Consider the following 24,425-nt stretch of genomic DNA (forward strand, 5'->3'; position numbering starts at 1 on the left):
AGCCTGAAGCTATTACAACTACCCTCTGATACGCTCAACGTATGAACCATCACGGGTATCTACCTTGATCTTTTCACCTGTATTAATAAAGAGAGGCACACGTACTTCTGCCCCTGTCTCCACAGTAGCGGGTTTCAACGTGTTAGTAGCGGTATCGCCTTTGATGCCCGGCTCGGTATAAGTCACCTCAAGCACCACATGTGCAGGCATCTCCGCCGTAAGGATAGTCCCACTTTCAGCATGGATCTGTACTTCCACCACATCACCCTCTTTCAGGAACCGCACTCCTTCGATCTGCTCTTCCGGAATGGGGATCTGTTCGAAAGTTTCGGTATTCATAAAGTTATACCCCATATCATCGCGGTAAAGATACTGGAACGGGCGACGTTCAATACGCACCTCATCCACCTTTACTCCCGAGTTGAATGTCTTTTCGAGCACACGACCCGTAGTTACATTTTTCAGTTTAGTACGGACAAAAGCTGCACCTTTACCCGGTTTCACATGAAGAAACTCTACGATAAAATAATACTGGCCATCCAGATCGATGCACATTCCGTTCCTGAAATCAGCAGTTGTTGCCATAAGATATTTATTGTTACTATTTTATATTGATTTAGGCCGCAAAAGTAGTCATTTCAGTCGACATACACAAACGATCCCGGTTAAAGCACGTTCATTCCATCGAGTACCATCTTCGCAATAAACAGCACGAAGATTACCCACATGGTGACTGATATATGTCTGAACTTTCCACTCAATGCTTTCAGGAAGACAAAAGAGAGCATACCGAAGACAATTCCCTGAGCAATACTGAAAGCAAACGGCATCATCACAATGGTGAGAAATGCGGGTAATGCTTCGGTCATATCGTCGAAATTAATCTTCACTACAGAAGTGATCATAAACAGTCCTACCAGAATCAAGGCGGGAGCAGTAGCTGCAGCCGGTACCATCAGGAAGAGCGGGGCAAAGAATAGTGCCAGGGCAAACATGGATGCCGTAGAAAGAGCGGTCAGCCCCGTGCGCCCACCGACAGCTACTCCCGAAGCACTTTCCACATAAGAAGTAACCGTACTGGTACCCAGTACAGCGCCGAAGGTAGTGCCGAGTGCATCGGCAAAGAGAGCGCGCTTAAGCTGAGGAAAGTCACCGTTTTCATCAGTAATGCCTATCTTAGAAGCTACCCCTAACAAAGTACCGATAGTATCAAAAAGGTTCACGAACAGGAAAGTGAATACCACTATCAGCATATCGAAAGTAAAAATTTTCGACCATTCGAATTGTACGAAAATGGGCGAAATATCGGGAGGAAGCGCAACCACGCTTCCTTCAGGAAAGTGTACCAGCCCGAGGATAACTGCGAAAATAGTAGCGGCCGCAATTCCGATAAGAAAAGCTCCGTGCACTTTTTTGTAAAAGAGTACCGCAGTGAGGATAAGTCCTAACAAAGCTACCCATACGTGAGGATTAGACATGGCACCCAATGTGACCATCGTATTTTCATCCTTCACAATCAATCCCGCATTTTGCAGACCGAGCAAAGTGATAAAGAGCCCGATACCCACCGGGATAGCATTCTTAATAGTACCCGGAATACTCTTCACTATCAGTTCACGGATATTGAACAGGGTGAGAAGTACGAAGATAATACCCTGAATAAAGACAGCCGTCAAGGCCATTTGCCAGGTATATCCCAATCCTATCACCACTGAAAATGCAAAAAAGGAGTTCAACCCCATGCCCGGCGCCTGTGCCACCGGCAGATTAGGGATAAACGCCATAAAAAGTGTACCTAATACAGTTGCAAGTGCTGTTGCGGTAAAAAGTGCTGACCTGTCCATTCCCGTCGCTCCCAGGATATTGGGGTTCACCACCAGGATATAGGACATGGTAAGAAAAGTAATGACTCCCGCCACGAGTTCCGTCCGTACAGTTGTCTTATGTTGCTTCAGTTTGAATAATTTTTCCAGCATGATTTTATGGGATTTAGATTAAAAATTCCATTTGGTAGCTATCGTAGGGATAGCATAAAAGCTATTTGTCCCGATAACAAAATTATAACTCACCTCTACCTCACTTCCAATAGCAAATTGGGGTGTAATATTGTACCATATCTGGGGTTCGCTTAGCAAAACCATCTTCTTCCCCTTTTCGTCTCCTTCTCCGGTACGATTCTTGTTTTCACTCCAGATATCCAGGAAACCGGCCAGTGAAAGCTTGCCACCGGCAAGGGTAGAGCTCCATGTAAGTGTCCACTGCGCATCATGGCTTAACTCCTGGAAAGCATTCAGTTTATAAGCCACGTAAGTACTCATGAAAAAATTACCCAGTTGGAACGGATAACCAAATCCACCCAGATAAGAACTTGGAATGGAAAAACCAACGCCATCCAGCCCTCTTACTAATCCCAATCCGCCATTGTATTCAATATGGGGCAGTAAAGGAAAATCGCCAATCTTAAATTCGCGGGCTATCTCGGCATAAGCAAGTCCGGGATTACGTTTGTCGAAATTGAAATCGAAATCCACGAACATGAAAGTACTTCCCCACTGGTCGGGTTTAAACATCTCAAAGGTAGCGGTAAGATAATTGACAGGAGCACCTATCTTATCTCCATACAATGAATGACGGGAATCGAAGTGCAGTTGCAGGTTCTGCGCTTGAATAGTCCCTGCAGCACATAAAATAGCAAGGGATAGAACAATGTTTCGTACCATAAAGACTTTTTGTTTTAATATTTAAGTGAATCCAAAGAAGCCGCAAAAATATTAAAAATATACAAAACAGCCTCATAAATGTGACTCTTTTTCAAGATTTGACTCCGTCGATTTTCCATTTTCAATTCTCTATTTCCAATTCATTTCAGTCCACTCATCCACTTAGCCGCCTAACCACTCAGGCACCTTTCCGCTTTCCCACTTTTCCACATTCCCACTTTACTTTTACATATTATTCTATTATAATTTGTATTTTTGCCTCTCTTAAAAAAAACATCATTCATTATGAGCGAAGAAAAGGAAAAGAGGTTGATGATCTACAACACACTCAGTAGGACGAAAGAACCATTTGAACCGCTGCATCCCCCTCTTGTGGGTATGTATGTTTGCGGACCTACTGTCTACAGCGATATACATCTCGGGAATTGCCGCACTTTCATCTCTTTTGATATGATATACAGGTATCTGCTCCATCTCGGATACAAGGTACGCTATGTGCGTAACATCACCGATGCCGGCCATTTGGAGGGCGACCGGGATGAGGGTGATGATAAATTTGCCAAAAGGGCCAAACTGGAGCAGTTGGAACCGATGGAGATCGTACAGAAATACACTATTGGCTTCCATGACGTAATGGCACTCTTCAACACACTTCCTCCCAGCATAGAGCCGGCTGCCACCGGGCATATAATAGAGCAGATAGAGATGATCAAAAAGATCATGGCCGCGGGGTTCGCTTATGAGGTAAACGGTTCTGTCTATTTCGATGTGGAGAAATACAGCAAAGAGCATGATTACGGCCAACTCACTAACCGAAAGATGGAAGACCTGCTGGAAGGGACACGGGAACTAGGCGGACAGGACGAGAAGCGGGGCAGACTCGACTTTGCCCTTTGGATCAAGGCAAAACCGGAAACCCTGATGCAGTGGCCCTCCCCCTGGGGATGGGGATTTCCCGGCTGGCATATAGAGTGTTCGGCAATGAGTACAAAGTATCTGGGCACTACTTTCGATATACATGGGGGAGGGATGGATCTCCAGGCAACCCACCACACCAACGAGATCGCCCAATCAGAAGCTTGCAACCACACCGCACCCGCCAAATACTGGGTGCATACAAATATGCTCACTGTGAACGGTGCCCGCATGTCCAAAACAGCCGGGAACGGCTTCTTACCCAAAGAACTGTTCACAGGAGACCATCCCTTATTAGAAAGAGGATACTCTCCAATGACAGTACGCTTCTTCATGGCGCAATCACACTACAGAAGTACGCTCGACTTCTCCAACGAAGCGCTACAGGCAGCAGAAAAAGGATACAAAAAACTGATGGAAAGCCTGTCGGTATTAGAGAAATTATCTCCGTCCGCTTCCTCTTCGGTAGATGTCGCTGCACTGGAGGAAAAATGTTATGCCGCCATGAACGATGATTTTAACAGTCCTGTACTGATCGCAAATCTGTTTGAAGGGGTACGTATCATCAATTCGGCTAACGACAAAAAAGAAACCCTTACCGCTGCCGACCTGAAGGCATTGAGAAAACTGATGCATACCTTTATTTTCGAAGTATTGGGATTGCTCGACGAGTCAAAAAGCATGGCCGGCAGTGACGTGATAGAGGGATTGATGAATTTGATTATCGACATCCGTAAAACGGCACGGGAAAATAAAGACTGGAGTACATCAGATAAAATCCGGGATGAACTGAAAGCGATCGGTGTAGAGATAAAGGACACCAAAGAGGGGGTAGAATGGAGAATTTAAAAGACCATCATCAGAATTAACGAAAGCAACTATATTATGTCTGATAAACGAGCAACATTTGTATCAAAAATCGGAGTAATCGCCACAGCCGCAGGATCAGCCGTAGGTTTAGGTAATATCTGGCGTTTTCCCAGCCAGACGGCTGATGGTGGAGGGGCCATTTTTATCCTGGTATACATTGGTTGTATCTTGTTTTTCGGCATACCGCTTATGGTAAGCGAATTCATGGTCGGCAGGACCTCCCGGGCCAATACCGCCGGTGCTTATCACAAACTGGCTCCCGGCACCCAATGGAAATGGGTCGGCAGGCTGGGTGTACTCACCGGATTTGTCATCATGGGATTTTATATGGTGGTGTGCGGCTGGACACTTGTCTATATCTTCCAATCGGTCTCGGGATATCTCTTTGGGGTGGATAATCTTTCGGCCAACTTCATAGAATTGCAAAGTAATCCCGCCAAACAAATCATCTGGATGATTATCTTTACACTTCTCACTGCATTCTTTATCCTTTCCGGCGTGAAGAAAGGGATTGAGCAATCTGCCAAGATTTTAATGCCATTACTCTTCCTGTTACTTATTATACTGGCCATCCGTTCGGTTACCCTTGACGGTGCTATAGCAGGACTCAATTTCCTTTTCAAGCCCGACCTGGCGCATGTAAAATCGACCGTTTTCCTCGATGCCATGGGACAGGCTTTCTTCTCCCTCTCCCTCGGCATGGGTTGTATGATCACTTACGGATCCTACTTCAATGATAAGACTCCACTTGTAAAAACAGCAGTACAGGTTTCCGTTCTCGACTCACTGGTGGCCATTCTCGCCGGTGTGGTCATCTTTCCCGCGGCATTCGCGTTGACAACCAATCCCGGCACCATTGTCGACGAACTGGTAGCCGGCGGTCCGGGATTACTCTTTATCACATTACCCGAATTGTTCAACCAGATGGCGGGTTCTATGATTTGGAGCACCCTTTTCTTTTGCCTGTTGGCACTCGCAGCCCTTACATCCACTATTTCCCTGATGGAGGTAGTCACGGTATATATCCACGAAGAATATCACATTTCACGTAGAAAAAGTACACTATTGGTCACTGCAGGTGTAATCATTTTAGGCATCTTCGCCTCGTTCTCCTCATCGTTTTTCAATTTCCTCGATGTTGCTTCTGCCAAATTCATGCTGCCGATAGGCGGTTTCTTCATTTCTCTTTTCGTAGGATGGTATCTCAACCGCAGACTTGTATATGCACAACTCACCAATGAAAGGACGCTCAAATTTGGCATAGGATTTCTCAGAACCTATATATTCCTGTTACGCTATGTAGTCCCTACTGCCATGCTGGCTATTTTTATCTACGGATTGGCCGCATAACGCGGTAGTTGAAAGAGAAAAAAGTTTAAATCAATTAAAACAAAGTAAAAGCGGAAATAAACCGCTCAACCTTCGGTTTAAAGTATTATTTTTGTATCAATATTTCACCCGCAAATGCCGTTACAATATAAAATATACCCACCCGATGCCCTGCGCACAACCGTGCAGCTTCCCGCATCCAAGAGTATGAGCAATAGGGCACTTATTCTGAATGCCTTGAGTTTGAGTCCTTACCCGATCAGGAATCTGTCGGACTGTGAAGATACACAAGTGCTCATAGACGCATTCAATTCCAAATCCAACCAGTTCGATATAAAGGCTGCCGGTACCGCCATGCGTTTTCTGACAGCTTTTCTGGCAGGAATGGAAGGCGAATGGATCATCAAAGGCTCGAAGCGGATGCATGAAAGGCCCATTTATCCGCTGGTGGAGACACTTATAGCCTTAGGAGCCGAAATTGATTATTTGGAAAAAGAGGGATATCCACCCTTGAAAATAAAAGGTAAAAGGCTAAAAGGAGGCGAAGTCTACCTGTCGGGCAATATCAGCTCGCAATTTATATCTGCCTTACTGATGATAGCGCCCGGAATGGAAAACGGACTGGTGATGCATATCGAAAATGAAATCGTATCGAAGCCCTATATACACCTCACTGTCAGCATGATGGAGAAATGCGGGGTACAGACTAAGTGGGACGGTAACGACATCGTCGTGAAACCGCAGGTGTACAACTCTGTAGAGTTTGTGGTGGAACCGGACTGGACTGCCGCCTCTTACTGGTATGAGATGGTATCCCTTATCCCCGGGGCGGAAGTAACGTTAAAAGGCTTAGGAAGAAACAGCCTTCAGGGCGATTCCAACGTGACCAACCTGTTCAGCGATTTGGGGGTTACAACAGAATTCGTCCCGGAAGGCATTATCATCCGAAATACAAAAAAGGGAACCAAAAAATTTTTCCACGATTTTGTAAATGAGCCGGATCTGGCACAAACTTTTGCCGCCACTTGTTGTTTTAAAGGCATACCGTTTCTTTTCTCCGGGATTCAAAGCCTGAAGATAAAGGAAACTGACAGGGTGGCCGCACTGATCAACGAATTGAAGAAGTCGGGCTACCTGCTTAAGGAGAATGAAATCGGGATGCTGGAGTGGGACGGAGAACGGTGTCTGCCGGAAAAAGAACCGGCCATCGACACTTATGACGATCACCGGATGGCCATGTCACTGGCTCCCGGAGCCATTGTGTCCGGATCACTCATTATCAATGATCCTAAAGTAGTATCCAAATCCTACCCTGATTTTTGGAACGACCTGAAACAGGCGGGATTTACAATTGAAGAAAGGTAATTATTATGCAAAGTTTACTCCTTTTCACAGGCATTATACTCTTTTTCGTTGTGGCACTCACAATCTCCAACTACCTGCAACGCAGGAAAGGGAACAATAAGGAGCGTGAGGCAACTCCCCCTTCCATAAATCTGGGAGATAGCGGCTGTTGCGGTGCACATGAAACATGTGAGCGGGATAGTCTGATCGCTGCTTTTGCAGAGAAACCGGAATATTTCGACGATGAAGAGCTCGACCGGTATGCTCACCGCGATTCTGACGGCTATGCAGCCAATGAAATAGATGAATTCCGGGAAGTCTTTTATTCCGTACTCGACGAAGAAAAGCCACGCTGGATCAGGAGTCTCCAAATGAGGGATATTTCCCTTCCTGACCAGTTGAAAGACGAAGTGCTGATGTTCGTCAATGAATTGAGGGCACAAAAAATGCACGCCTGCTGACCGGATGAATATCATTGAACTCCTGGATTATGCTTTCTTTCGCAATGCTCTGCTAGGCAGTTTTTTTGCAAGTATTGCCTGTGGTATCATAGGCACTTACGTAGTCACCAAAAGATTGGTATTCATCAGCGGCGGTATAACCCACGCCTCGTTAGGAGGATTGGGGATAGGGTTCTATTTCAGCCTCTCTCCCATTTTGTCGGCTATGGTTTTCTCCATATTCTCGGCATTCGGCATCCAATGGTTATCACAGAAACAGGGTGTACGTGAAGATTCGGCCATTGCCGTCTTCTGGTCATTGGGGATGGCCATCGGGATAGTGCTCACCTTCCTCACACCCGGCTATGCGCCCAACCTGTCGGAGTACCTTTTCGGGAATATCCTTACCATCACTCGTAGTGATATTACCGCCCTGCTCGTCCTATCGTTGATCCTCCTGCTTTTCTTTATCCTGTTCTATCATGCTATTGTTTCCGTATCGTTCGATACCGAATTTGCACAAACCCGACGCTTACCCACACAGTTTATCGAATATGCGATGATGCTTTTCATTGCCGTTACCATCGTATTAAGCATCCGGTTGGTGGGAATCGTACTGCTGATGTCCCTGATCACAGTGCCGCAGATGACAGCCAACCTCTTCACGGTGAACTATTCAAAAATAATTTCTCTCTCAATCCTGTTAAGCTTTACAGGTTGTGTAACAGGATTGTTACTCTCCTATTATCTGAATGTACCTTCCGGCGCATTTATCATTTTTGTGCTTATCATGATGTTTTTTATTGCCAAGGCAATAAAAGTTGTTACCGGTAAAACATTAAAGACTGCGCCACAAGAGATACCGTAGAGACAAAAACTCTGTTTATTCCAATAGGGTTGGTATTCCATTTAGTTTCAAACACACGATAGGACAATAAAATTCTATTTTTCGAGTTAATTAAAAGAGATAATTACCCGGAAAGGAGATCACCAGTGTTGTCAACAGAAAGAATAAGGAGGAAAGAAAAAACAGGGCATATACTATGGATATTGGCCTGTATCACTCTTTTTACGGGATGTACCACCAGAAGAAATACGACAGCCACACGTGCCTATCATGAACTCACCACACGCTACAATATCTATTTCAATGCCGAAGAGGCTTACCACGAGATTTTAAAAGGGAGAGCGGAGAATTTTCATGAAAACTATGGGGAATTGCTTCCCTTCTACCCTTCACTCCCTAATGCAGAAAAATCGTCCTCCGAAGGGATTTTCGATCCGGTGATCGAAAAAACCGAAAAAGCCATCCGTGAACACTCCATCACGGCAAAGCCGCGTCGCGATCCTGCTAAAGCCCACTCTCAGGAATACCGGCAATGGCTACGGCAGGAGGAATTCAATCCATTCCTGAAAAATGTATGGATGCTACGGGGAAAAGCCCTTTTGCAGAATGGTGATTATGACGAGGCGCTGACGGTCTTCTCCGGGATGCTGCGCCAGTTCGGTCACGATCCCGACGTGGAGGATGAAACGGAGATATGGATGCTTCGGATATATACGGAAACGGAAAGAACATACGAAGCAGAACAGACAATCTATGCATTAAGAAATAAAAAATTATCCGCAGATATGGACAGATTGTTTGCCGAACATTACACTTATTTTTTGATACGGAAAAAGGAGTTTCCGGAAGCGATCCCTCAATTACAAAAAACCATAGCACAGGAATCCGACCATCTCAGGAAAAAAAGATTACAATTCCTGCTTGGGCAAATCTATGCAATGACCGGGAAAAAGGACAAAGCCCATCGTGCCTTTGAAGAGGTGAAAGGACTTCGTACCCCCTCCGAACTTGTATCAAACGCTACTCTCTGGCAATCAGCTATAGCAAATGACTCTCTGCCACAGGTTTTTCGCCCTTCCGGACCTGATAATAAAGCAGCACAAAAGGAGATGACTACGGTTATGGTTGCAACCGATTCAATTGCCGGAAATACACAGCACAGCCAAAATACCCACGGACGGTTGTCAGAAGGAAGAACTTTAGCGGAAAATGCCGCTTTACACAGGCAATGGCGATCCCGAAACGGATTATGGCAATCAACTCCAATCGGCTCCACTGAGAGTAAGAACGGGCAAGTCATCCCTTTCAATCCCGATAAAAATGGGCTGCATTACCTTTTGCTTACCTTTGCACCTGGTTCGGTCGATAAAAACCAACTTCTCTTCACAATAGCCGATTTCAATTTTTCTCATTTCAAACTCCGCAGATTTAACTTCTCCTATATATATCTGCCGGGGGTAGAAGCACTTCAGATCGAATCTTTCCGGTCTTTTGAAGAGGTATCCCGATACTCAGAGATAATACTTTCCGACTCTCTTTTCCTATCTGCCATTAGGGAAACTACTCCCGTCATCATCTCCGAAGAGAACACGAGACTCATACAATCAGGGAAAAAATTGGATGAATACAATACTTTCTATAAGAAAAATATGGCAACGGCTGCTGTGTCTTTCCAATCAATAATAAAAGATGAAAAGGTAGAAATTGAAGAAAAAAGGGATAAAGAATCGGAAAAGATTGTATCTTTGGAGACATCTCCGGTCACTATTCCGGAACAAAAAGAGATATCCTCTCAACCGCAACCGGTGTATCAGACTGAACGGATAACATCCGGGGAGAAAACTGTCAGGACAGAACCAGCCCGTCAGATTGAACGGGAAACACCCGAATCGCTGAAACGAAAACTCGAAGAAAATGCTGCCAAAGCATTACAACAACAGCAGGGAACAGCACCCCGCAAAAACAGGGAACAATTGATAAAAGAGCGGGAACGGCAACGTGAAGCCAGGGTCCGGCAAAGAGAACAGGAATTAAAAGAGAGACAGCGGAAGCGCGAAGCAGCGCTGAAACAACGCGAGAGGGAAAGGGCTCAAAAAATAAGAAAGTAACAATGAGGGAAATAGTTTTCGCCACCAACAACCAACATAAACTCGACGAGATCCGGAAAATTACAGGAGGACGGTTACGTATCCTCAGCCTCGCCGATATCGACTGTCATGAAGAGATCGAAGAAACAGGCAGTACCCTGGAGGAAAACGCACTGATCAAAGCCGGATTTGTCAGGGAGAAATATGGTTACGACTGCTTTGCCGACGATACCGGGCTGGAAGTGGGAGCACTGGATGGTGCACCCGGTGTCTACTCGTCACGGTACGCGGGAAATGGTTGCAACCCGGCAGACAATATGGATAAATTACTTTCGGCTTTAAAGGGGGCAGAAAATCGGTCAGCACAATTCCGTACTGTGATTGCATTAGTCATCAACGGAAAAGAGCATCTTTTTGATGGAGTGATCAAAGGGAAGATCATCGAAGAAAAACGGGGTACGACCGGTTTCGGATACGATCCCATTTTCATGCCTGACGGGTATGATAAAACCTTTGCTGAATTGGGCAACGAAGTAAAGAACAGTATTAGCCACCGCGCATTGGCTATGGAGAAACTGGTCGGTTTTCTGTTGAAAAATTGAATTGGCTTCATCATCAAATTGTCACTACTTGTCCCGACTTGTCGGGATCGTTAAATCATCAAATTGTCAAATTTTTCACTTTTAACTTTTCACTTTTAACTTAACAACCTATGTCAACCAACATTCGTACAGGCATTATCGGCTACGGACTTTCCGGCCGGGTATTTCATGCTCCTTTTATCGATGTAGTAGAAGGATTTGAGCTCACGAAGATCAGCACATCCGATCCCGAGAAAGAAGCGCTTATTGAAGAACGATACCCTATTACCGCAGTGGTTCCCGACGGGAAAGGGATCATCGACGACCCCGAGATTGACCTCGTTATTGTTACTTCACCCAATACCGACCATTTCCGCTGGGCACGGGAAGCTCTGCTGGCAGGTAAGCATGTAGTGGTAGAGAAACCCTTCACTGTAGATGTAGAGGAAGCCGCCGAACTGATCGAGATCTCCAGACGGCAGCAAAAAATCCTCACTGTCTATCACAACCGTCGTTTCACAAGTGATACCAAAACAGTGAAAAAACTGCTCGATAGTGGTCTCCTCGGTGAAATTGTTGATTACGAAACTCACTTCGACCGCTACCGTACCGAACCCCGCCCGAGAGGTGCATGGCGGGAAGAACCACTACCCGGATCAGGGATTTTCTATGATCTAGGTTCGCACCTTATAGATCAGGCACTCTGGTTTTTCGGTATGCCGGAAGCGGTAACGGCCGAGATCAATTCACAACGCCCCTGGGCAAAAGCCGACGACCATTTCGATGTACGCCTCCACTACCCCACCTTTACAGCCACACTGAAATCGGGAATGATCTGCCGTATTCCCGGAGCTACCTATATGCTTCACGGTACCAATGGCTCGTTTGTGAAATATGGGCTTGACGTGCAGGAGGCAACACTCGACGGAGGCGCCAAACCCGAAGGAAAAGACTGGGGACGCGAACCCGAAAACATCTGGGGTACTATCAATGCCGAGTATAAAGGAGTAAAGATCCAGGGAAAACTGGAAAGTGAACATGGAGATTACCGTGATTATTTCATCAACCTGCGTGACGCTATCAACGGAAAAGTACCTCTTGCCGTCAAGCCTGAAGAAGCCCTCAATGTGATGCGGATCATTGAACTCGCTTTCCAAAGTAGCCGCGAAAAAAGAACTATAACGATTGTATGACAAATCGAACAGAGATTTAACTTTTGTTAGGTAACATTGAAGGATAGTTTTTCATCTATTATAAAAATTACCGCTGCGGCAATCTGTCCGGCGGTAATTTTTATCTTACGAGCCTCTTCAAAATTCATTTTTAACATTCTCCCATTTTTACTATTTTTGTAATTGGGTTCATTGTTGGTTGCGAATGAGAGTTTTAGAAAAAAAGTTTTCCGGATATTTCCATACTTATTACCGTCAGCTTTGCCTGCACGCCTTGCATTTTACGAGTAACGCCGAGGAAGCCGAGGATGTGGTGCAGGAAACATTCGCGAGTCTCTGGGATAAAAGGGAACAGATAGAATCGATCAGGTCGGTGAAATCATACCTCTATACAGCCGTCCGGAATAACTGCCTGACACGTATTCGTGATGCAAAACCTACTACTTCACTCGATATGGTTACCTCCTATGAGGAACTTCCTGAAGAGGATCAGATAAGGCGCGCCGAAATGGAAGCCCGCATCTGGAAAATGATCGATGAACTGCCGGAGCGCCGTCGCGAGATCTTCCTGATGGCAAAACGCGATGGGATAAATTACAAAGAAATTGCCGAACAAACCGGATTATCGGTAAAAACCGTGGAGAACCACGTATTTCGCGCCATGCAATCGCTCCGGAACAAAGACTTCAATGCGTATCTTTTCTTTTTTGCGTAAAATTCTTCACTTTCGAGTGAGGGATTTTTAGCTTTCGTGCATCATATAATAAGAATACTACTTTAATATTTATTTACCCGAATTCCTGACTAAAAAAGGCATGAGGGAAACAAAAAATTAAGATTATGAAAACAAAAAAGTATCTCTTATTAACTAGTACCCTTTGTATTGGGTTAGCATTTGCATTTGTTATTACAAGTTGCAATAGAGATGAAGCTATTGTGGAACAAGCCGGTAATGAAGGGCTTGTGGAGATTATGGGTGTTAGTGTAGAATTGAAAAATAATACATTAACACTGAATAGCGAGAGTGAATTGCAAGACTTAGTATTTAAGTTGAAAGCCTATCAATCTGTTTCAACAAGACAGGGTAGTGATGAAGTTTTCAATAATGACGTAAATAAGACATTATGTATTGATGGTTTTAAATCGCTTTATGATATTTTTGTAGATGCGATGAGAGATGCAGAGTCATACTATGATAGAGAAGGCGGCTACGAGGAATTTAAGAAAAAATATGCTTCTCTTTATTTCCCTGAATATGGGGATGACTATTCTGCTTACCTTCCCGTAAGCGATCCAGCTTTATCTAAATTCCTTAATAGTGATGGAGAAATAATTATAGATGGAGAAACAGTCAACATGAAAAACATTTCTACTTATGAACAGTTAAGAGAGCTTGGTCTAACACCACCAGAGGAAGTCGTGATTATATCAGACGAGGGTTCCCCTTCAAATACTCGAGCAGGAGATGTTTTCTTCCCTGGTGCACCATTTCAGTTGTTACCAGACAAAACATTTCAAATGAACAATAGGCGCATATGGGTTACCCTGGATGATGTGACTGTAGATAATAATGCTAGAACGAAAGCTGGTTTTGATATCTGTTTCAGGAAAAAAGGATTTCTTGGAGCGTGGTATAACCTTTGGGCGCTTACAAAAACTTATGCCCATATTGGTCCTCAGGGACTGAGGGTTGTCGACAATAAAACGATAGACGGTTATTCCTCGCATGATCACTCATTTTTCTTAGTAAACGGCACGGAAATATCCACCCCAACTACTACACCAGGCTATTATCAGAAAGATGTTTATGGAGAGGCCCAGATTTATTACGATGCTTTGAGAGCATATACTTTTATAGTGCCATTGCATTATAGATTTTTCAGATGGTGGTAATTACAAAAGTAAAAATTAAGGTATGTTTTATTGATATATTAATAATGAAGAATAAATTATGAGGGAAACAATTTTACTAAGTTTATCTGTTTTATTCCTATTTTCTTCCCCCGCCATAATGGCACAGGACAAAAAAATAGGATTGCAACTGGAAGCAGGATATGGAATAATAAGCAACAAAGACAATGCCAGTGCGTATCAATTTTTTCTTTCACCTTATTATCGAGTTAATGACAATTTCTCAATGGGGATTGGAGCAGGTCTTATGCAACACAAAAGTACTTTTCCGGAAAGGAGTTATCCGGTATATGTTCATTCTAAATATAGATTGAATACGAACTCGAATTTAAAGCCATTTTTTAATTTAAAAATTGGATATGGCTTTGGCTCAACAGATATGGGAATAGCCGGCATAGATGTCAATGACCTTCAGTACTCCGGTGAAATTAAGTACAGTGCTGATTTTTTCATTTCGCCGTCAATAGGAATAAGCTATGATGTAGTAAAGCAACGTTCTCTTTTTCTTGCTATTTCGTATGATTTGTTGAAAGTGAAGACTAAGAATATGATTCGTCAAGAAAATGCCGTCGTAGATTTAAAACAGTATACTGAAAAAAACAGTTCAATAATTGGATTGAGAGTGGGATACGAGTTTTAGAATTATTATCACCCCTGAATCTTGTACGACAAGTATCATTAAAAAATAGTATTAATTTTGTTGACCAAGATTCGGGGGTAATTTATCTCTAAATATAAGATCGTTATGCGACGGTTAGAAATCGATAAAACAGAAGAATCCGTACGTTTTGTAGCCCGGTACTATCAACCCGGCAGGTTCGATAGCCATAAAGCTTGGCTTCAAATGGGGGAACGTTTAGGCATCACTCCGAAACGGCGGTCACCTATTATGATGTGGCGTGTTGCGGCAGTAGCAATAGTTGTTATCACGGCAGGAATTTTGTATCTCACCGCCGAAAGGGGTGATACGCTCATTGCCGGATACGATCACACTGAATTCACACTTCCGGACAACTCCCGTATTGAGATGCAGGAAGGGGCAAAACTAAAATATGACAGACATTTCGATAAAACCGAACGACGGGTTTCGATGCATGGAGAAATAACGTTCGTTGTTGCCCACAATGAGGCAAAACCATTCATCGTTTCCACACCTACGGCGCAAATAGAAGTACTCGGCACGGAATTTACCGTCACAGCCGATGACGACGATACCCGCCTCAGCGTAGCATCGGGGAAAGTACGGTTCACGCCCGGCAATCCGGTCATCCCCCTTCTGTGTACTGCCGGTATGACCGTGCATTACAGTGCCAGGACCGAAACCGTAAATGTCACTTCCCCCGGCAGCAGGATGGAAATCAACGGTAAGACCCGATCGCTCACTTTCAACAATACAGGACTGAAAGAAATAGTGATGGTGCTGTCACACTTCTATAAGGTACAAATTGAACTACCCGAAAGCGAGTCGGACTTGACATTCAGCTCCTCTTTTACACAAGAAAGCATTATCGAAATTATTAACATCATCAATTTCACACTCGATACGCATATTATACTTGTGGAATAGGGTTCCGGTTCCATATACCTTGATGTAAGAATTTAATAATATGAAACGCTACACTATCTTTCTTTTATTGATTATTTGGTTGAAAACACCGCTTTTCGCCCAGCAAAGGATTACCCTGGATGTACAGAACCAGCCGGTTACCGAGGCGCTTCGGCAAATCGAAAAACAGTCGGGCTACACTTTTTCGTACAGTCCTTCTCTATTGAAAGACTTCCCTAAGGTCACCATCCGGATCACAGATGAACCTCTCGAAGAAGCACTGCAGGCACTTTTCGGAAAGACCAATATCCGTTTTGTCATACAGGGGAAATATATTATCCTGAAAAAACGCCCGAAAGAGGTCACTGTCAGCGGATTTATTTACGACCGGGAATCGCACGAATCGCTGATTGCCGCCAATATTTATGATATGGTTTCGGGACAGGGAGCCGTCAGCAATAATTTCGGATTTTACAGCCTCTCTGTTCCGTCAGGCGAGATAGAGCTCCGTCCAAGTTACGTGGGATATACCTCCGAAAGCTATCCCTTTACGGTAACGAAAGACACGGCGATCCATTTTTTTCTGCAACCGTCCCCACTACTGAAAGAAGTGGTGGTGGACGGCAACCTGAAGAATCCGGTACAACACGTAGAGACAGGTAAGATAAGCCTTAATTCTGCGACACTGAAAGCGATCCCGGCATTTATGGGGGAAAGCGATGTGATCAAGGCTTTACAACAGATGCCCGGAGTGGCGGTGGGTACCGACGGTATGGCCGGATTGTATGTACGGGGAGGAAATGCCGATGAGAACCTCTACCTTGTGGACGGGAATCCCCTCTACCACGTTCACCACCTGCTGGGACTTTTTTCCACGTTCAACCCCGAAGCGGTGAAAACGATGGATTTCTACAAGGGCAGTTTTCCCGCCCGGTACGGAGGCCGCCTCTCATCAGTAGTGGATGTGCGGATGAACGACGGTGACATGAAAAAACTATCCGGAACCTCTTCCATCGGAATCATTTCATCCCATTTGAATCTTCAGGGACCTATCATTAAAGATAAAACGTCGTTCTCGTTCTCGCTCCGCCGCACCTATCTTGACCTGCTTGCCCGTCCGGCAATGTATTTCATCAACAGGAAAAATAAAAGGGAAAATCAGGATAACTATGACAAGGTAGATTTTGCCTATTATTTTTATGATCTCAATGCCAAGATCAATTATAAATTTTCGGATAAAAGCCGCATCTATCTGAGTCTGTACGACGGAAAAGATAAAATTTTCTTCAATAGCAGCGAAATCTCCAAATATTACAACTATAACCCTGTTTATGCTTCCGGCGTAAATGACCCTGACAATGACATCCAATATGAGTATCACAGAAATTCCGATGAAACTTCAAAAATCGACATAGGTTGGGGAACCCGCATGGCCTCCCTCTACTGGGCGTATGCCGTCAACAACAAACTGTTTTCAAATGCCACGCTGGTGTATAGCCGCTATCGGTCGGATATTTCGCTCTCCTATGAAAACAAAGCATCTTATTCCTCAAAAAATCCGGAAACCCAGGAAGAAGAATCGGGTAATACCTATCAATTCTTTAAACCGGTATACAGGTCCGGTATCAAAGATATGGGGTATCGGCTCGATTTTGATTATGCATACAACAATAATCACCTGATCCGCTTCGGGACAGCGTTGCTCCAGCACAATTTCCGTCCGGAGGAAAGCAGGATCTTCCAGATAGAAGAAAATGGGGAAAGAAGCAGGAACGACACCATCACGTATGCCGACGATCGGGTCAGGGTGCAGGAACTATCCTTGTATGCCGAGGATGAGATGGATTTTGGGAAGCGGCTAAAAGTAAACGCTGGCGTGCATTTGTCGGGATTTTTTGTGCAGGGAAAATCCTACCTGAGCGCCCAGCCCCGTCTGTCGGCCCGTTATCTTTTGTCGGAAGACCTCTCACTGAAAGCCTCCTACGGAAGGATAAACCAGTACGTGCACCTGTTGCAAAGCAGCTACATAAGTTCTCCCAACGATTTATGGGTGCCGATCACTAAAAATGTGAAGCCGTTGTCGTCTTATCAGTTTTCGGCCGGGGTCTATGGGAAATACCGCGGTTTTGACCTTTCGGCGGAAACATACTATAAAAGATCGACCAACCAGGTAGAATATAAAGACGGTGCCAGCCTACTTGCCAGCAACACAAACTGGGAAGACCGCATTGCCCAAGGGATCGGAACATCTTATGGGCTGGAATTAATGGCAAAAAGAAGTTTTGGGAACACATCGGGATGGGTTGGCTACACACTGTCGTGGACAAAACGGCAGTTTCCCAACGGGGAGATCAACCAGGGAAAGGTCTATCCAGCGAAGTACGATAATCGTCATAAGATCAATACCGTACTTTTACATCAATTCAACCGTAAGTTCGACCTGAATATTTCATGGATCTACGCCACCGGAAACTGGACCACCCTCCCGATAGAAGAATATATTGATATGGACGGCAGTAAAAAGCAATACGTTCATCAGCGGAACAATTACAAGATGCCCAATTACCAGCGGCTCGACCTGAGTTTCAACTACTATCGCCACAAGAAGAACGGCAGGATGGGTATCTGGAATTTTAGTATCTACAACGTATATGTGCATCATAACTCATTTCTGGTATTGCCTGCCGAAAACTTTGCCCATAACCCCGACACCGCGGACGGCTCCCCGCAAAAGAGTTACCCGGCATACCAGAGTTATTGCATGTTCCCCATTATCCCTTCGTTTTCTTATACTTATAAATTCTGATGAAACCCAACAACAGATATTTTACCATTTTGCTGGCCGGCATGTTACTCGCCCTATCCGCATGCGAGAAAGAGATCAGACTCAACCTAGGTGATCACGTGCCCAAGATCGTGATGAACGGGATCATCTCACCCGATTCGCTCATCGAGATAAGTGTCAGCAAGAGTTTTTTATATACCGATACGCTTTCGGACAGAAGCCTGTTGAAAAATGCCGCGTTAACCTTATTCATCAATGGCGAAGAACGGGAAACGATGCGGATGGTACGGGTAGATACCGTAAGCGGCCACGACAGGCTCTTCGAGTACTCCGCACTGGTAAGTGTATACCGTTCCACTGTATATCCCCAGGCAGGGGACCGGGTGCGCGTAGAAGCATCCGCCGGAGGGCTTCAACCCGCTTGGGCGGAAACCACCGTACCAGTGCCGCCGCAGATCCACCGGATTGACACAACGATCTTCTTCACGTCCAAACAGATCATCAACAACGGCTACTCTTCGGGAGAAGGCTTATACCAAAACATGCGTATCAAGATGGCGGTTACTGCCGGCTCTTCCGGTGCTGACCAGCGTTTCCGGCTTCGACTCAGGTTGATGGCCGAAAAGATCGGGGAGTATCCCGACCTGCCGGACCGTTACCTCTATATATACACAAACGATGATCCGGTGTTCGAGGAAGCTTACCGGAACAGCCTCCTAGAGGATCTGATATCGGAAGGCACTTCCATCGAAGGGATGAGGCATTTCGATTCGGCACTTTTCTCCAGTAAGTTATTTCGTGATAACAGCCATACACTCGATTTTTCAATCACTGATTATTACTATCTCCATACCACTTACGAGGAAAAAGAAGTCGATTCCGGATGGGGTTACCCGATCTATGTGCCTATCAAAACAGAGGTATTCAATCCCCCTATTGAAGTGTTGTTTACGGCCATATCGCCGGAATTGTATCACTATTACCTGACAGGAGATTACGATCCCACCAGCGATGAAGAGTCGTTCAAACTGATTTCCGAACCGGAGATCACGTTCAGCAACGTGCACAACGGCATCGGAGTTGTCGGCGCGGTATCGGCCGCGAAAGCGCAAATCAATATACCCCCGCTCCCCGGAGGAAAGAATGCGGATCCGGGGTATTGACCCGGATATTATATATGCGTGGAAGAGTAGGTATTATCCGCTCCCAATCTTTCACCGAAAGGGAGATTGTGATTCCGGAATATAATCTCCGTTGAGTTTTACTTATAAAAAAAGATACTTGCTCCCGCGATACTGATCACTGCGCCGATTACCTGACGGGCGGTGATCTTCTCTTTAAACATAAAGGCAGTGGGTATAATGATGAAAATAGGTACTAGTGCCATCAACGTGGAGGCAATCCCCGTTTCGGTATGCTGTACGGCGTAGAGCGACAAAGCCACACCGATAAAAGGGCCGAAAATAGTTCCCACAGTGATTGACCTCATGGATGTCCCATCATTCACCGTACGGAAGACCCTTCTCCACCGATTCAGGAAAGTAACCAAAAGGACAAAAGAGAAAAAACCGAATATCGCACGGATTTGGGTAGCAGCCACGGCGTCGTAATCGCCCATCCCTTTCTTACTGAGGATCAATCCTAAGGCTTGCCCTGCTGCCCCTCCCAGTGCATAAAGAAAACCGCGCAAGGGTACATTCAGTTTCAACCCTTTCCCTGCTACAGCGATCATGATCCCCGAGACACTTACTACGATACCCAGAATGCTTTTCGCCGAAAGGATCTCATCCAGAAAGAACCATCCGACCACGGCCGTGATCATGGGGGCAAGGCTCATCACAAGCTGGGATGTACGGGAACCGATAATAGTATAGGATTTGAAGAGGAAGAGGTCACCCAGGAAAAAACCGATAATGCCGGAAATGCCGAGCCATACCCAATTGTAGAGCGTAGCATCCTTTGGAAAAAACATGCCGCGGGTAAAAAGAGTAGTAATCCCAAGGAAGAGTATCCCAAGGAAAAGACGAAGGATGTTCACCGACAAAGAACCTACCCGTCGGCCCGCCTTTTCGAAAAAGATAGCACTCAGCGTCCAGCATACAGCCGTCAACAATGAGGCCATTTCACCAATGTGCGATTGGAAAAGCATAGAGAGATTGGCCGATCTCCTCTTTTCGGGATAAACGGCTCACAAAGGTAAATGAAACGGAAATAACTGCAAAATCACTTAACGGATTGTTTCCACTAATCTTGCTACGGCTTCGTCGATTGTTTTGTCACTGCCCAACAGTGAAATGAATTTGCTTCCGATGATCGCTCCCGAGGCTTCACGACAGGCGGCATTGAATGTATCCTTGTTGGAGATACCAAATCCTATCAGGCGGGGATTTTTGAGTTGCATCGCGTTCACACGACGGAAATAGGCCAGGCTCTCATCCCCGAAACTATTTTTGGCGCCTGTCACCGAAGCAGTCGAGACCATATAGATAAAGCCGGAAGTATGCTCATCTATCAACCTGATCCGTTCTTCCGATGTTTCGGGAGTGATCAGCATAATAATATGCAACCCGTATTTTTCAGCTATCGGCTTATAGGCATCCATATATTCGGCAAACGGCAGATCGGGAATGATCAACCCGTCGATACCGCACTTCGCCGCTTCCGCGCAATAATTATCGAATCCGAACTGCATGATCGGGTTCAGGTAACCCATCAGCACAAGCGGGATCGATACCTCTTCCCGAATAGCGGTCAGCTGCCCGAAAAGGTGTTTCACACTCATCCCATTGTCCAATGCCCGGGCACCGGAAACCTGGATTACCGGCCCGTCGGCCATAGGATCGCTGAATGGTACGCCGATCTCTATCAAATCCACACCCCGGTTTTCCAGCGCTTTGATCACCGGTACGGTGTCATCGAGTTGAGGATATCCGGCAGTAAAGTAAACCGACAGGATACCGCTCTTTTTTTCTTCAAACAATCGATCTATTCTGTTCATTATCTGATTTTCTATTTGATTTTATCTTTTTCTTTGCAACTCCTAAAAAGCATTGACTTCGCTTTATCCCTTTACAGCCCACCAAACTTAAAAGAAGTATGTTTCCGGCTTTATTACTCAGTGAATTATTATCCTATCAACTAACGAAATGCACTTATAAATTTCTGTAATAACTGTGTATTTTTGACAGCAGGCGAGGTTTCAAATCCGCTGTTCAGATCAATACCAACACATTTCGGATGTGAGAATCGTTTTACTTCCTCCACATCTTCCGGCGAAATACCTCCGCTTAACAGAAAAGGCGTACCTCCCTGGTAATCCGAAAGTATCTCCCATCCAAATTTTCTTCCTGAACCGCCATAAAGATCCGTATGCGTATCAAAAAGGAAATAGTCACAACAGTCTTCATACCGTTCCGTCAATTCAGAAGGGAAAGGTTTCTCCGTGGTGATACCGAATGCCTTGATAACGAGAAAATCTTTTTCTTGGAGCGCTTTGCAAAGCTCGGGAGACTCGTCCCCATGTAATTGAAGGATATCCAATCTGTTTTTTTCAGCCAACGTAAGGAGCCGATCGGTATCTTCATTCACAAAGACACCGACCTTTTTTACGCTCTCCGGCAGGTAGGCCAACGTCTTCCCCACATAGCGCGGCGATTTCGGATAGAAAATAAATCCCATCCAATCCGCACCCAACTGTTCCACCTCACGCACGTTCGCTTCCTCTCGCATGCCGCATACTTTGATTATCATATTGTTATTCAATTACTAATTACCAATTACTAACTAGCCAAATCATCACATTAGTCATTACTTCCCGATTTATCGGGATTAGCATATTTAACTACGTTTCACTCCGTTGAACGTTGTTTGTCATATTCGCCTCATTGGTCCTGCCGAATAACTTGTTCGATAAACTCCTTCAGACTTTGCCCGGGATTACCGCTTTTCATAAAATACTCCCCGATCAGGAATCCCCGATAACCTGTCTCCCGTAATTCCCTCACAATCCGCGTATCCGATATACCGCTTTCCGAAATCCATACTGCCTCCCTGGGCAAAAGATCAGCCATCCTGAACGACTTCTGCAAATCGGTCACAAAACTTCCCAGGTTACGGTTGTTGATACCGACAAGTCTGTTGAGCGGCCCGATATGGTCGACTTCCCCCTCATCATGCAGTTCCAAAAGCACTTCCAGTTGCAGTTGATTCGCCAGTTCCGTAAATCGTTTACATTCTTCCCGTGTAATAGCCGCAGCAATCAGCAGTACTGCACTCGCCCCGGAAAGTTTAGCCTCGAACAACTGGTATTCATCCACAATAAACTCTTTCCGCATCACCGGTATCTCCACACCCCCGGTGGCTTGTCGCAGGTCGTCCATTGTTCCGCCAAAATATTTCTCATCCGTCAGTACCGACAGCGCTGAAGCGCCTGCCGATGCATATGCCTTTGCCACTTCGTTCACATCAGCTGTTTGAAACAGCCATCCTTTACTTGGTGAACGTCGTTTGAACTCAGCAATAATCCCTGACTTTGAGTTTTCCAAAGCTGCTTTTAACGAGTAAAATGGGATACTACTCCTCGCCAACTCTTTTTCCAATTCAGAAAGGGGCAGTCTTTCTTTTTGCTCCGCAACTTCTTCTTTTTTGTGAGCAATAATTTCACTTAATATATCTTTCATAATTTAATATGCCAATGTACCAATTAAAATGTCCAACTCTTTTTTATCCTAACCTTCTCTAATCTCCCCGGTCTCCCAGCTTCCCAATCTTCCTGGTCATCCATTGATCTCAATAAACTTCTCCAACGCTTTCAACGCCTTTTTCCCGTACAACGAATCCCGGGCGATTCCAAGGCATTCGTCAATCGGTTTCTCTTGCTCGATTGTCTGGATACCAAAGGCGGCATTAATCAGCACCGCATTCATTTGTGCATCCGTAGCAGTGGCATGCAACACATTCCGGAATATCTGCGAAGCCTCTTCAAGCGTATTGCCACCATACAATTCTTCCTGCGCAACCCGCCGATAACCGAGTTCCTCGGGAATATAAAGTTGTTCTCCTTTATTGGTAATCACCTTGAACTGACTTGTAAGAGATATCTCATCATAACCGTCCATACTGTGTACGATACAGAATTTCTTCTTTTCCTCCTGATAGATATAGCCGTATAACCGTGACATACCCAGGTTATAGACCCCCAGCATCTGGAATTCGGGTTGCACGGGATTTACCAATGGACCCAATACATTGAAGAAGGTACGTACTCCCAGGCTTTTCCTTACAGGGGCGACTGCTTTTAGTGCCGGACTGAACAGCGGAGCATGCAGATAAGCTATATGGCAATTATCGAGGCTTTCACGCAACTTTTCACTATCAGTAGCGAATTTCACACCCTGTTGCTCGATCACATTACTGGCCCCACTGATAGAAGTCGCACCGTAATTACCATGTTTCACCACGTTGTACCCTGCCCCGGCAACCACAAAACAGGCGGCTGTAGAGATATTGAAAGTGTTCTTCCCATCTCCTCCCGTTCCGACGATGTCGAGTGCCCCGTAATCAGACAAATCTACTCCCACCCGCATATCGAGCAGTGCATCACGGAAGCCCAGTATTTCATCCACCGAGATATTCCGCATCAGGAAAGAGGTGATAAGCGAAGCGATCTGCGTGTCGGGTACATCACCTTTTACAATTGAGAACAACACCTCTTTGGCCTCTTCGCGCGAGAGGTAGTGGTAATCGAATAGTTTATATAATATTTCTTTCATTTCTTTAGAATAAAGCATTCCAGAACGTTTTCACCATTCAAAAAATGCGTTGAAACTTTTATTTCTTAAGAGACTGTTTGAGATTTGGGATTTGAGAATTCAACAAT

General features: G+C 45.1%; 22 protein-coding genes. 14 read left to right on the top strand and 8 right to left on the bottom strand.

From position 1 onward, the window contains the following. Positions 1 to 18 precede the first annotated feature (18 nt). The 3 genes from efp to U2P89_RS14650 all read right to left on the bottom strand — a co-directional run bounded on the left by efp (position 19) and on the right by U2P89_RS14650 (position 2,720). Complete coding sequence (gene efp, locus U2P89_RS14640) at positions 19 to 585, bottom strand: elongation factor P (protein WP_322191754.1); 567 nt, start codon at positions 583 to 585, stop codon at positions 19 to 21. Positions 586 to 665: 80 nt separating this feature from the next. Continuing rightward, positions 666 to 1,976, bottom strand: a complete 1,311-nt coding sequence (locus U2P89_RS14645; RefSeq protein WP_322191755.1) for an NCS2 family permease — start codon at positions 1,974 to 1,976, stop codon at positions 666 to 668. A gap of 18 nt (positions 1,977 to 1,994) precedes the next feature. Beyond that, positions 1,995 to 2,720, bottom strand: coding sequence for a DUF5020 family protein (locus tag U2P89_RS14650; RefSeq protein WP_091904705.1), 726 nt, complete (start codon positions 2,718 to 2,720; stop codon positions 1,995 to 1,997). 285 nt (positions 2,721 to 3,005) lie between these two features. Between U2P89_RS14650 and cysS the strand changes: the two genes are divergently transcribed. The 14 genes from cysS to U2P89_RS14720 all read left to right on the top strand — a co-directional run bounded on the left by cysS (position 3,006) and on the right by U2P89_RS14720 (position 19,710). Then, positions 3,006 to 4,484 carry a cysteine--tRNA ligase gene (gene cysS / locus U2P89_RS14655; protein WP_091904702.1) on the top strand — a complete coding sequence of 493 codons (1,479 nt, stop codon included), beginning with the start codon at positions 3,006 to 3,008 and terminating at the stop codon, positions 4,482 to 4,484. 33 nt (positions 4,485 to 4,517) lie between these two features. Beyond that, positions 4,518 to 5,855, top strand: coding sequence for a sodium-dependent transporter (locus U2P89_RS14660; RefSeq protein ID WP_092025942.1), 1,338 nt, complete (start codon positions 4,518 to 4,520; stop codon positions 5,853 to 5,855). A 114-nt stretch (positions 5,856 to 5,969) separates the two neighbouring features. Beyond that, positions 5,970 to 7,199 (top strand): 3-phosphoshikimate 1-carboxyvinyltransferase, encoded by a 1,230-nt coding sequence (locus tag U2P89_RS14665; protein ID WP_322191756.1) that lies wholly within the window; start codon positions 5,970 to 5,972, stop codon positions 7,197 to 7,199. Positions 7,200 to 7,204: 5 nt separating this feature from the next. Continuing rightward, positions 7,205 to 7,639 carry a hypothetical protein gene (locus U2P89_RS14670; RefSeq protein WP_019539418.1) on the top strand — a complete coding sequence of 145 codons (435 nt, stop codon included), beginning with the start codon at positions 7,205 to 7,207 and terminating at the stop codon, positions 7,637 to 7,639. Between the two features lie 13 nt (positions 7,640 to 7,652). After that, entirely contained in the window at positions 7,653 to 8,486 is an 834-nt protein-coding gene (locus tag U2P89_RS14675) for a metal ABC transporter permease (RefSeq protein ID WP_076931964.1), read from the top strand. A gap of 125 nt (positions 8,487 to 8,611) precedes the next feature. Beyond that, a complete protein-coding gene (locus tag U2P89_RS14680) occupies positions 8,612 to 10,573 on the top strand; it encodes a tetratricopeptide repeat protein (protein WP_322191757.1) in 1,962 nt (653 codons plus the stop codon). Between the two features lie 2 nt (positions 10,574 to 10,575). Next, the gene (locus tag U2P89_RS14685; protein ID WP_322191758.1) at positions 10,576 to 11,154 is read left to right on the top strand and encodes a non-canonical purine NTP diphosphatase; all 579 of its coding nucleotides are present in this window, start codon (positions 10,576 to 10,578) and stop codon (positions 11,152 to 11,154) included. A gap of 110 nt (positions 11,155 to 11,264) precedes the next feature. Next, positions 11,265 to 12,326 (top strand): oxidoreductase, encoded by a 1,062-nt coding sequence (locus U2P89_RS14690; protein ID WP_322191759.1) that lies wholly within the window; start codon positions 11,265 to 11,267, stop codon positions 12,324 to 12,326. 184 nt (positions 12,327 to 12,510) lie between these two features. Further along, entirely contained in the window at positions 12,511 to 13,020 is a 510-nt protein-coding gene (locus U2P89_RS14695; protein WP_322191760.1) for an RNA polymerase sigma-70 factor, read from the top strand. 125 nt (positions 13,021 to 13,145) lie between these two features. Continuing rightward, on the top strand, positions 13,146 to 14,198 hold the full coding sequence (locus tag U2P89_RS14700) for a hypothetical protein (RefSeq protein ID WP_322191761.1): 1,053 nt from the start codon (positions 13,146 to 13,148) through the stop codon (positions 14,196 to 14,198). Between the two features lie 58 nt (positions 14,199 to 14,256). After that, positions 14,257 to 14,856, top strand: a complete 600-nt coding sequence (locus tag U2P89_RS14705; protein WP_019539431.1) for an outer membrane beta-barrel protein — start codon at positions 14,257 to 14,259, stop codon at positions 14,854 to 14,856. Positions 14,857 to 14,961: 105 nt separating this feature from the next. Continuing rightward, a complete protein-coding gene (locus U2P89_RS14710; RefSeq protein WP_076928420.1) occupies positions 14,962 to 15,783 on the top strand; it encodes a FecR family protein in 822 nt (273 codons plus the stop codon). A gap of 40 nt (positions 15,784 to 15,823) precedes the next feature. Then, positions 15,824 to 18,568 (top strand): TonB-dependent receptor, encoded by a 2,745-nt coding sequence (locus U2P89_RS14715; RefSeq protein WP_322191762.1) that lies wholly within the window; start codon positions 15,824 to 15,826, stop codon positions 18,566 to 18,568. Continuing rightward, positions 18,568 to 19,710 (top strand): DUF4249 domain-containing protein, encoded by a 1,143-nt coding sequence (locus tag U2P89_RS14720; protein WP_076928418.1) that lies wholly within the window; start codon positions 18,568 to 18,570, stop codon positions 19,708 to 19,710. Before U2P89_RS14715 ends, U2P89_RS14720 begins: the two co-directional genes overlap by 1 nt. Positions 19,711 to 19,808: 98 nt before the next feature. On the opposite strand, the gene U2P89_RS14725 is transcribed toward U2P89_RS14720, so the two are convergent. The 5 genes from U2P89_RS14725 to trpD all read right to left on the bottom strand — a co-directional run bounded on the left by U2P89_RS14725 (position 19,809) and on the right by trpD (position 24,318). Further along, positions 19,809 to 20,669, bottom strand: coding sequence for a DMT family transporter (locus U2P89_RS14725; RefSeq protein ID WP_232001495.1), 861 nt, complete (start codon positions 20,667 to 20,669; stop codon positions 19,809 to 19,811). Positions 20,670 to 20,774: 105 nt separating this feature from the next. Next, the gene (trpA, locus tag U2P89_RS14730; RefSeq protein ID WP_322191763.1) at positions 20,775 to 21,545 is read right to left on the bottom strand and encodes a tryptophan synthase subunit alpha; all 771 of its coding nucleotides are present in this window, start codon (positions 21,543 to 21,545) and stop codon (positions 20,775 to 20,777) included. Between the two features lie 140 nt (positions 21,546 to 21,685). Further along, positions 21,686 to 22,297 (bottom strand): phosphoribosylanthranilate isomerase, encoded by a 612-nt coding sequence (locus tag U2P89_RS14735; RefSeq protein WP_322191764.1) that lies wholly within the window; start codon positions 22,295 to 22,297, stop codon positions 21,686 to 21,688. Positions 22,298 to 22,428: 131 nt separating this feature from the next. Beyond that, on the bottom strand, positions 22,429 to 23,226 hold the full coding sequence (gene trpC, locus U2P89_RS14740) for an indole-3-glycerol phosphate synthase TrpC (RefSeq protein ID WP_322191765.1): 798 nt from the start codon (positions 23,224 to 23,226) through the stop codon (positions 22,429 to 22,431). A gap of 96 nt (positions 23,227 to 23,322) precedes the next feature. Next, positions 23,323 to 24,318: an anthranilate phosphoribosyltransferase gene (trpD, locus tag U2P89_RS14745; protein WP_322191766.1), complete on the bottom strand. Its 996-nt coding sequence runs from the start codon at positions 24,316 to 24,318 to the stop codon at positions 23,323 to 23,325. Between the last annotated feature and the right edge of the window lie 107 nt (positions 24,319 to 24,425).

This window comes from Proteiniphilum sp., from assembly GCF_034331125.1.
GTDB lineage: Bacteria > Bacteroidota > Bacteroidia > Bacteroidales > Dysgonomonadaceae > Proteiniphilum > Proteiniphilum saccharofermentans.